The 10979-nt window shown below is 37.9% G+C and carries 9 protein-coding genes; all 9 read right to left on the reverse strand.

Going from position 1 to position 10979, the window contains the following annotated elements; all coding sequences use genetic code 11:
- Positions 1-278 precede the first annotated feature (278 nt).
- The 9 genes from H6G08_RS36100 to H6G08_RS36140 all read right to left on the reverse strand — a co-directional run bounded on the left by H6G08_RS36100 (position 279) and on the right by H6G08_RS36140 (position 10356).
- Positions 279-575: an FkbM family methyltransferase gene (locus tag H6G08_RS36100; RefSeq protein WP_190552006.1), complete on the reverse strand. Its 297-nt coding sequence runs from the start codon at positions 573-575 to the stop codon at positions 279-281.
- 240 nt (positions 576-815) lie between these two features.
- Positions 816-2672 carry an asparagine synthetase B family protein gene (locus tag H6G08_RS36105; protein ID WP_190552008.1) on the reverse strand — a complete coding sequence of 619 codons (1857 nt, stop codon included), beginning with the start codon at positions 2670-2672 and terminating at the stop codon, positions 816-818.
- 284 nt (positions 2673-2956) lie between these two features.
- Positions 2957-3550, reverse strand: a complete 594-nt coding sequence (locus H6G08_RS36110; protein WP_190552010.1) for a class I SAM-dependent methyltransferase — start codon at positions 3548-3550, stop codon at positions 2957-2959.
- 114 nt (positions 3551-3664) lie between these two features.
- On the reverse strand, positions 3665-5446 hold the full coding sequence (locus tag H6G08_RS38625; protein WP_190552012.1) for an ABC transporter ATP-binding protein: 1782 nt from the start codon (positions 5444-5446) through the stop codon (positions 3665-3667).
- Between the two features lie 80 nt (positions 5447-5526).
- On the reverse strand, positions 5527-6486 hold the full coding sequence (locus H6G08_RS36120; RefSeq protein WP_199322870.1) for a GDP-mannose 4,6-dehydratase: 960 nt from the start codon (positions 6484-6486) through the stop codon (positions 5527-5529).
- Positions 6487-6911: 425 nt separating this feature from the next.
- A complete protein-coding gene (locus H6G08_RS36125; RefSeq protein ID WP_190552015.1) occupies positions 6912-7292 on the reverse strand; it encodes a hypothetical protein in 381 nt (126 codons plus the stop codon).
- A 231-nt stretch (positions 7293-7523) separates the two neighbouring features.
- The gene (locus H6G08_RS36130; RefSeq protein WP_190552017.1) at positions 7524-7859 is read right to left on the reverse strand and encodes a hypothetical protein; all 336 of its coding nucleotides are present in this window, start codon (positions 7857-7859) and stop codon (positions 7524-7526) included.
- Positions 7860-8117: 258 nt separating this feature from the next.
- A complete protein-coding gene (locus H6G08_RS36135) occupies positions 8118-8543 on the reverse strand; it encodes a hypothetical protein (protein ID WP_190552020.1) in 426 nt (141 codons plus the stop codon).
- A 364-nt stretch (positions 8544-8907) separates the two neighbouring features.
- Positions 8908-10356 (reverse strand): glycosyltransferase family 4 protein, encoded by a 1449-nt coding sequence (locus H6G08_RS36140; RefSeq protein ID WP_190552019.1) that lies wholly within the window; start codon positions 10354-10356, stop codon positions 8908-8910.
- Between the last annotated feature and the right edge of the window lie 623 nt (positions 10357-10979).

Consider the following 10979-nt stretch of genomic DNA (forward strand, 5'->3'; position numbering starts at 1 on the left):
ATTAAGCGTTCTGGATATGGATTTAGAAATTTTGAAAACTTCAGAATTAGATGCTTGTTAAATTGGGCATAGACTATTAGTTTAGCATAACAAGTAATGAAGAACCATTTTTTTTTATTATAAACATACAAAAATACTTACTAAAAAATTATTTTATAGTAATTCACAAGAGTAAAATATTTTAGCATAAGCCTAGCTTTTTATCTGTATCTTAGATTATTAATTTTAAACTTAAATATTATACAAAAATACACTTTGTTAATACTATTTATTTAAAATTAAATATTTTTAGTCGCCAACAAATTATATTCTTGGAGATTTTTTACTTTTTCTAAAGGCTGACCAACAATATTTTTTAATTCAAAATTATGTTCTTTTAAAAAAGCAAATATTTCTTCTTCTCTAGCAGAAGTATCAGCAAGCGGAGTAAGTATTTCAATAATAATATTTTCTACTATATCAATTTTTTTCAATAGCCCGTGAATAACTTCTAATTCAAAACCCTCTACATCTATTTTGAGTAATTTTACTTTATTCAATTTTAGTTCTTCAAAAAGGTTATCAAGTGTAATCATAGGGATCAATCTCCATCCAAAAACCTGGTTTTACGAAGGTTTTTTTAGGGGCAAGAAATGTCTCTCGTATATAGTGCTGAAATCTTGCTTTACCTTTAAAATTAGGTAACTTAAGAAAATGTTTATAAAGACTCATTACACAATTTTATTTGTTACAAATTTTTTAAAAATTCTTACTATTAAAAAACCCTATAATCATCCACAAAAGTAGATTATTCTAGCTTAAGCCTAGATATTTATTTATATATTCATATATATTGAATTACTTTTACTACATGAACGGCGACTTTGCCAATGGTTGAGTAAAGTTAGAATCCTAAATAAGCTATTAGGATCTTTTGCCAAATCTTCTAGCGAGATACTCCAACAGTCTTCACCCCAAAGCGTAGATATAAGCTGTTTATCTTCCAAAGAGCGACTATACCAAAAATCTTTTATAGTATCACTATGATTTACATACCATGATAAATTAGGCCAAGAACCTTCTGTAGCCAATCCTTGAATGATATTCTGCTTACTTGCGCGTCTTTTTAACCAGTTGACTCCAAACATCAATAATTTTTGCCAATAGGAAGAACCTACTTTCCAACCAAAATTAGCATCAACAATATTTTCTCCTTCTTGACAAAGGTTAGCAATCGTCAGCCCCCATAAGTCTCCATTCAATTTCCACTCAGCGCGGCTACGACTATAGCAGTCTGCCACTCTGGTGTCAGCTAGAAAAGTATCATAAGGGAAAATACGATGCATAATTTGACTAGAAACAGATACAGCATAGCAAGCAGGACGGATGCGTTTATCTTCTACTAGTAAACGTTCTTTGTCTGTTGTTAGTTTTTGAGGAGTTCCCTCAAACCAAGTTAACATCCGCTCTCGAACTGCTAAAGCAAATTCGGGGGGAGATTGACGTGGATAATTGGGTAAAAAACCATCAACTCGTTCATTTGTAAATTCTAAAGTTGGCAAATTCTTGCCAAAAAATTGTTGATATTGTTTTTCTAAACCATAGCCCTTAAATAACCAATCACTTGTGCAAGCTGTAAGAACAGTTTGTGGATTGAATGCAGTGATAAATTCACGAGTACCTAAGAAGTGATTATCTTCTAATGACCACATACCCCCAGAAAGGCGTGCGCCTTCCTGCATCCATCGAGGATAATAATCAGGATCTCGTTGAAAACCTACATATTTTACACCTGCTGCTTCACATAGTCGTTGAGCAATGGCAGACTCTTTGTTAGGTTGGTCATATAAATTTACACCGACTAAGTTATATCTATCTGCTGCTGAGAATAAGACAGAACGAGAGTCTAATCCTCCACTGGTATAGGAAACTACTGGGCATAAATGAGGCAGAGTACGAATATGTATAGAGTTCTTTAATGCTTGGGTCAACTCTTCTACAGCTTCATTTAAACTGGAAAAAGGAGCATCTTGGAAAGGCTGCCAATAATATCGATGCTTAACTGCTCCTGTAGCAAAGTTCCAGCACCAGTGGACGGCTGCACCAGCATATTTGATTTCTTTGTAATAAGTATGTGGAGGAGTTATACGCCAAGCTCTTAAAAAATCTGTCATTGAGACATAATCAGGCTCTACCCTAACTTGTTCGTCATCAGCAATGGCATCAGGAAAAGTTGAAATAACACATTCTTTTATATTATCAGGACGATATAAAAAGATAGGGTGATAACCAAAGTGATCTGTTAGTAGATGTAGTTCTTTTAAACGTGGGTCCCAAATCAACAAAATAGCCGAACCATTATGACGTTCAACTCCAGCAATACCCTTATTTAAGTATTGATGAAGAATCAGGCGGTTACTTAATCCACCTTGATATTGATTCATTTGCTCGGCTTGTAACCAATCTGAAGCTGGCCAAGCAATTCTTCCGCTTGTAACAACTCGGACACCGCTTTTGGGATCGCAAGCAGATCCAAAATGTTTGGGGTTATTCAGAGAAACTAAAGAATAAGACCAATAATCATCTACGAAAATTTCTCGGTTTTCTTGATTAGAAAAAAAAGTTAGTCGTTCAGCCGCCGCATCAATTCGTTTGGGTTCTGAATTTCCCAAAACAACGTAAAGTCCTGCCATTTAAGACACTCCATGTTTAGCTTTAGAAGCTATCAAAGTATTAATTGATAATCGCTTGGGTTGCTGGCATTGTGGAATCAAAATATGCTCTTTAGTTAAAACCCCACATTGGTAAATGTAAAGAATATAGCTTTTATTTATTTCCAGATTATTCTATTTGCTTACTGATAACAAATATTATTACTCTAAGAGAAGCAATTACTTTAACTCTGCTTTACTCCAAAGGAAACTAATAAAACTTAAAAGTTCGTTTAATTAAGATAACTTGCAGATATTTAATTTATTCACAACCTCTGTAGCACACTTAATGAATCAATTTGTCCTATGAGCTTGAAGCGTGAATCATGGCGAATATGTGACTCGAAAAATTGAAAAGATCCAAGTTCAGCTATACGTGGATTATGGTTTGGCACCCGTGTATCATGCAAAGCAATAATCCCATTTTGTGCAACTTTATCAGACCAGTCAATCCAATCACGTTTTATCCCTTCAAGGGAATGGTCACCATCAATAAAAATGAAATCAAGATTGCCTTCAACTTCGGAAACGGCATCATAACTGAAGCGTTCAATAAACATAACTGAAGACGTATTAGCTGAAAGATGTACTTCACGCTTTGCAATAAAACGTCCCCAACAAATACCTAATTTTCCTGGAAAGAAAGGATCTATTGCTAGCAGGGTTGCATTGGAGTCTATTTGATTTGCTAGCAATCTTGTGGTTACACCTTCATAAACTCCAATTTCTACAAGTCGCTGTTTACCCGTAGCAAAATTTGCCAGACATTCACGCTCTGCGTGAGTTGTTTGGGTATGAGCAGGTTCAAGACCAAGGAAATAGCGAATAGTATGGGATATGCTTTTGCCAATTGCGCTCATATTGATGGTTGTAAATTTTTAAATTAACTAGATAAATTATTGTGATTGCCAAAATAATAATTCAATCGGTTCTTTTGGCGATGATATACTTTATTTTTAGTTATTAGGATTTTTTTAAGTTACTTTCTCTTGTAAACTTTCTCCTGTTCCTTGAGACACAATCTGTCCTTCCTTAAATTCAAAAACTTGTGAACAATGTCTTAAAGTACTCAGGCGATGGGCAATGATAATTATAGTTACTCGTTCTTTAAGGCTATAAATTGCTTCCATCACTTCCTGCTCAGTTTCATTATCCAGGGCACTAGTAGCTTCATCAAAAACGATAACTGAGGCTCGTTTATATAAAGCTCGCGCAATACCGATACGTTGGCGTTGTCCTCCGGAGAGGCGTATTCCTCGTTCTCCTACGAGTTCTGCATATTGATGAGGCAAGTTTTCAATAAAACTATCAATTTGCGCTAACAAAGCTGCTTTTTTTACTCTTTCCATATCAATTTCTGAAGGCTGCACTCCAAAAGCAATATTCTCGGCTATCGAGGTATCGCTGAGATAAATAGTTTGAGGGACATTAGCTACATTTTGTTGCCAAGCCCATTGCTGATTGTCACTATCGAGGGGAGTGCTATCTATGAAAATATAACCTTTTTGTGGCTGAATTAGTCCTAAAATTAAATCAGCCGTTGTACTTTTGCCGCACCCAGATCCGCCAAAAAAACCAATAGTACTGTTTACAGAAATAGTCAAGTTCACATCTCTTAGCACCCAATTTAATTCTGGAGAATAGCGAAACCAAACATTCTGTAAGCGCAAGTTTTTATTTAAAGGTAAGGGTTCAGGTCTAGGCTGTAAATAATGTTTTACCACTGGCTTTTCTAGGGTAGCCAGAGTTTCCTTTAAGGAAGCATCATTGCTTCTCACCCAAGCCCAACAGCTATAGCATTGCTGTAGAGATGGCAACAACCGATTTAGTCCTAAAACCAGGGTTCCCAAGACTGGTAAGATACGTAAAAAATTGGCTTCTGTTTGTAGCATGAGCAAAGCCAAAATAGCAATTGAGGTCATAGCAATTGCTTCCATGTAGGGACGATTTAGGGAACCCATAAACTGATTGGCTGCATGTAACTGTCGTAAAGTCAAATCAGTATTTTGGTAATTGCTAAGGAATATTGGCTGCGAACCATCCAGCAAAATATCACGGATACCGCCCATGCTCTCTTGTATGAGTTTTATACGCTTGTGTGAATACTCAACTATCTTGTTGCTGTTGCGAGCTAGTCGATATCGGGTAAGTCGAACAATTGGTACAATTAAAGTACCAAGCAGAGCAATTCCTCCCAAGGTAATTTGCCAGTCAACTAACAGCAAACCAAACAGAATTGCTGTGAGCATTAAGAAATAAAATACAAAATTTAGAGTTGCATAGATGACTCCAATGGTGCCCTCAATGTACTCCGTTGAGCCAACAATTAACTTACTGCTGTTATGGGTGAGATAAAAGCTGTAAGGTTGCAGTAGGTTTGAACGGTAGCAAGCTACACTAAGATCGTTTGCGATAGCAGCAATTAATCGGCTTTGAAACCAAAGTGTAATTAATCGGAGTGTATTAGCAGTGACTACTGCTAAGATAAACCCTAAACTCAGCCAAATTGATAATTGATGTGGAGAAGTAATAGACAGAATCTGAGCTATCGTTTGAATTTTCGGGTTCTGCATCAGAACCTGGGGATTAGCTAATGCTCCGAGAAAAGGTAATAATGCTCCCAGACTCAATACTTCACTGAAAGCTGTTGCTAATCCTAAAGCCAGCATTAATAACAACTGCTGACGACGGCGTTGGGGCAAATGCTTGAGAATACAGCGTAAATTTTTGAAAAGAGAATTTTGGCTTAAGGACACAGTAAATATTAGGTAATCTACTCCATTTATTGAAACTTACAGCAGATTGTATTTTGGTAAAGTAGCAAGCTTTTGGAAATTTATGACTTAGCTAACCTCGCTTTTACCATCATCTGCACTACATCTTTCATTTTGTATTTTGCTTGCCATCCCAATTGATTTTCTGCTTTAGCTGGATTACCTCTACCAACTTCTAAATCTGTAGGGCGGAGTAAGCTGTTATCTATCACCAGATGTTCGCGCCAATCTAAATTGACTGATGCAAATGCTGCTGATACAAAATCTTCTAGGGAACTGCTTTCTCCTGTCGCAATGACATAATCATCGGGCTGTTGTTGTTGCAACATTAAATGCATCGCTTCTACATATTCCGGTGCCCAACCCCAGTCACGCTGAATTTGCATATTGCCTAAATAAAGTTGTTCCTTACTACCTTGAGCAATTCGACAAGCAGCCGCAACAATTTTTTGCGTCACAAATCTTTCTGGGCGCAGGGGAGATTCATGATTAAACAAAATCCCCGAACAAGCAAATAAACCGTAAGCTTCGCGGTAGTTTGCAACTTCCCAAAATGCGGTGGCTTTGGCGACAGCATAGGGACTGCGGGGACGAAATGGTGTTGTTTCATCGGCGGCTGTATCGCCAGTATCGCCAAAACATTCACTAGAACCTGCATTGTAAAGTTTGATGGGCTTACCTAAAAAGCGAACGGCTTCTAATAAGTTGAGGGTTCCAGTGGCTATACTTTCTAATGTTTCTACTGGTTGTCCAAAGGATAAACCAACTGAACTTTGTCCGGCTAAGTTGTAGATTTCGTCGGGTTGAATTTTTGTCAGTACCTGCAACACGCTGCGGAAGTCAGTTAAAGCCATTGACTCTAGCTTTACCTGCTGGCGAATTCCTAAGTACACCAAATTTGAGAATGGGGAAATCTGTGCATCGCGAGAAGTTCCGCAGACTGTATAGCCTTGATTGAGCAGTAACTGTGCTAGGTAAGCTCCATCTTGACCTGATATTCCACAAATTAGGGCTTTTTTCATCAATTTGGTTGATGGTTGACGGTTGACGGTTGACGGTTGACGGCGACTTTGAAAACACGCTCTAGGAATCTACTACTACAACTGCATTCTGATTGCAAACTTAATAGGGACACAAACAAATTTTTGTGTCCCTATATCCCTGTAGGAGGTTGTTGAATATTACAGCAGTTTTCATGCATTTGAACCACAATCCTAGTAGGGGCAAGGCACCAGTAAGATTATTATATATATGAGAAGATTGTGAATGCCGTGCCCCTACAGTGTGGTCTATTTACCTGAAAATTGCTGTAATAATGATTTGTTAGCAAGTCGTTGAGAGACAGTATATTTCAGGTAAATGAGGTATGCGCTTTGGGGCATGGCAGTGCCAGTGCCCCTACAATCAACGATTATCTTTACCTCAGCAATTGGCAATCTGCTGTATATTATGGTGTATCCAAACTTTCTGTAGGTGTTGATGCATTTACCTTGCGAGTCTTCCGCTTGCGATCTTGTTTGCGCACACCTCCAGCCATCTCATATTGATCGCTACTTTTACCATATTTAGAAGCTACGCCAGTTAGCATTCGATCTGATAAATCGGCAAGCGATCGCTCTGCTTGTGAAACCAACGTACCTGTCTGATCGGCCTCTGACACAGCTATATTATGAGCTTCTAATTTTTTGCTTGTATCTTCAATTAATTCGGAAAATAATTGCAGCGTTAGCCCATTTCCCAAATCTAGTGAGCTATCAATTGTCTTTAAACCAGCTATCCGACGCCGGGCTTTGTCTAAAATGTTTGAAGTCCGCTTTGGTCTTGCCATAACACTATACCCATGTTGAAAAGAATACACATAAGTTAACTTATGCTTGACCAATACGGGACTAGTGTTATCTGGGAATCAGAACCGATCAAATTTTCTGGGGAATTGCGTAAATTTCCTAATTTACAGCAGTTTACACCTATTTAAACCACATCTGTCGTAGGGAACACCGACAATCTTTTGGTACATACAATAATTTTACTAGTGCCGTGCCCCTACAGCGTGGTCTATTTACCTGAAAACGGCTGTAATAGTTTTGGGCTTTGTGCTTCGGGGAGCATCCCAATTTTGACGCAATACCCTCAAGGGTATTGCTATACCAACAAAGCCTGCCTTCGCAGGCAAAAAGTTTGATGCCTGCGAAGGCAGGCTTCGTATTTCTAGCCCCACCCTTATAGGGTGAGGGCGTTTTTGCACATTTGGGATGCTGCCATGCTTCGACACTTGTGTTGTGAAAAATTCCTCAATTTGAGAAATACATTCATACTCAGTTGCCAAAAATGCGACAAAACTTTGAAAGACACTAGCATTCATAATAAATGCTGAAACAAACTTATAAATATTCAAGCAAAACTTATGAATGGGCGATGATTGACAATAAATGCTAATGCAAAGCTGTAAATATTCAACTAAAACTTATGAATACGCCATTATTTGCAATAAATGCCGAGACAAAGCTGTAAATATTCAATTCAAACTTATGAATACGCCATTATTTACAATAAATGCTTTGTTGATTTTGCATTTACATGTGTCATTTTGGGCGAAGCGAATTGTCTTTAAGCTTTTGCTTCGTTCAGAACGACAGATGTTTGAGTTTTTGCATTAGCTGATAAACCGAAAATCAAGAATGCTGCGATGATCCATCATCCGGGACTGTCTAGTTGTAAACTCGCTGACAGAAGGATTTTTGTGGGGATGAATGACACCGGTTGCTTGTTGCCAAAGTTCTGGTGGTGCGAGAGACAATTCATAAGTCGAGTCACGTTTACAAACGTGATACCACTTGGTTTGTTGGCATTCTTCACACCAAAAGGCTTCTAACCATTCACCTTCTAAAGGAACCGCAGTCTTGGCTGCTACTAACATTAAAGCTTCTCGGCGTTTAACTCCTCTTTGTTGTAATTGTCCGGCTTCTTCAGCAAATAACCCGTATTTTTGACTCACGCTATTGATGTAACAGCCATGTATGGGACAATATATAGCTCGGCGTTTAGAACGCTTGCGATTGCGATCGCATCTTCTCTGCACTTCGGCCCTCCGTATCATTAGACATCTAACAGATCGCAAGAAGGTTGCGTTGAAGGGACTGAGATCTGAAAGACCATCAAAGCCCACTTCTTTATCAACAGTGAGTTATTCAGTTTAAAAAGAAACATTCACTCATTAGTACAAGTTCTAGGGAACATGCTTGACGAGCGTTTTTGTTGGCAGTAAATCTTCAGTAATTTTGCTGAGGGATAAATTGCATTTACCTGCTTACACAACATTACTCACAGAGTTAACTTGGTAAAAAGGTGGACGCACTTTGTTTATATAGCCAGCAATTTCAATTGTCAAGCCAACAGTAAAGATAAATTAATCCGGTTTGGGTACTAAGTCAGAGTGATTACACTCACACACTTGACGATACAGCTTTTTGCAGAACTTTTAAATATTGTTTAGCAATGATTTCCGGCGTAAAATGTGACTGCAAATACTTACGGGAAGCCATACCCATGTTTTCTGCAAGTTTTTGGTCATTACTGAGTAAGCGAATAAATTCTGCTAGTCCATAACTATCACCATTCTCAAAACTATCGCCGCATTTAGCTTCTGTAATTAGTTGTCTTAAGTAAGAAGACTGGGAACAAATTACGGCTACTGGACGCCCTGTAGCCAAAGCTGGGTAAAGTTTACTCGGTGCAACTAAACTTTCCATACCAGCTTCCACACTGACGAGAGATAAGTCGCAAGCTGTCAAGGAATAAGGCAATATATGTTTTTCTTGATACGGTAAAAAGAGAAAATTACTTAAGCCTAAATGATTGACTTCTTCGATAAAACTGTCATGTTTTGGGCCTCCACCAATACAAACAAATTGAATTGGCTCATTTTGCAGTTGTTTAGCTGCTGCCAAAATGGTGTCTAAATCATGACAGCGCCCCATGTTACCGGAATACAGAACAGTAAATTTGTTAACTAAGTTATATTTCTTAGCAAACCAGTTATCTTTTTTTACAATCGGCACAATCAACTCAGGGTCTCCCCAGCTATGAATGACGCTAACTTTATCTGCTATCTCTGGACAGGTGGTGACTAAGCGCTGTTTCATCGCTGGACTGAGGACAATTACGCCTTGGGATTTTTGCCAAATTTTTTGATTAAGTACTTGCCAGAATTTGCCTAACCAGTGATTTTTGGGGATTACGCCCAGAGCGATCGCAATATCTGGATAAATATCATAAATTAAGCACACATAGGATAGCCCAAAACACAGGTGAGCAATATATCCCACAATTGGTAAAAATGGTGGAGCGGAAGTCAGTAACAATAAATTCCGGCGACGAACGCATCTAATGAGATGCAATACAGCGCGCAAGGTAAATAAGATACCATTGATTGCTTTACCGCGAACTCGGCGCGACCATAACTGCGCACTGCGCGATCGCTGAATTCTCACTCGACCAACCTGTTCAACTGTAGGTGCGTTAGAAGTCCCAAACGCATAACCGGGTTGTCCCGTAAAGACCTCAATATTTACTCCCTGTTTGCTTAACTGACTGACCAATTCTTCAATTAATTGTCCTGTTGCAGCATAATCTGGGGGAAAAAATTCAGTGATTACAGATAAATTTAGCGATTGATCGTACCAAGCTTCCTTTACCCCTAAAGACTGATGGGAAATTATAGAAGGATAGACAAAAGTGGAAAATTTTTCACTATTACTTTGTCTTCCATCCTCAAAGTTAACTCCTTCACCTGACAAGAATTCTCTATCAGTTCCCATCAATTCCCGATCGCGATAACCCTTATTTGTGTATTTGGTTAGCAACGATTTTTTCAGCCACTCACTAAATGTCATTGGCTACATCGTCCTTTTAAAACGTTTTTCTTCCTAGAGATACTCTTGGCAGCAATTAAAGCATATATTGCTCTCATCAATAAATGACTGCTGTTAAGTACCTTTATAATCGATGTCTCAGTAAATTAGTGAAAAAGCAATTTTTTTCTGAATATACAATATTAATTTTTGTAAAATCAGATAAATAGTTATACTGTATTTTCCCAAATACTCACGTTAAAAACTCTATTTTTGGGCTTTTTTTGCTGCTAATGTTATTAGTTTAATAAAGAAAAATTTCAGCTTTTCATCTGTAAAATATGCCTAAATATCAGAATTTATATTGACAAAACTCTGAATTCCCAGAATATCAAGGACTTTGCATATTTTATAAATTTTGTTGTAAATGATGCTTCAATTAGGCTGACTTAATTAAGTCATACTCAAGCTGAATAATCTGTATTGCCAGATAACTCCTGTAAATTCAATCTTTTGACTGGATTTGAGTGAATTGGTAAGTGCTTTTGCTACTTAAGTATCTAAGAGGGTGTTTGAAAAGTTTTTAGGGGTCAAATTTTATGCTAGCCGCCTCACCATAATACGGATCATAGCAAGGTAGATAAAGGTTTCTGAAGTTTCGGGTA

The sequence above is a fragment of the Calothrix anomala FACHB-343 genome, assembly GCF_014696435.1.
Classification (GTDB): domain Bacteria; phylum Cyanobacteriota; class Cyanobacteriia; order Cyanobacteriales; family Nostocaceae; genus Aulosira; species Aulosira anomala_A.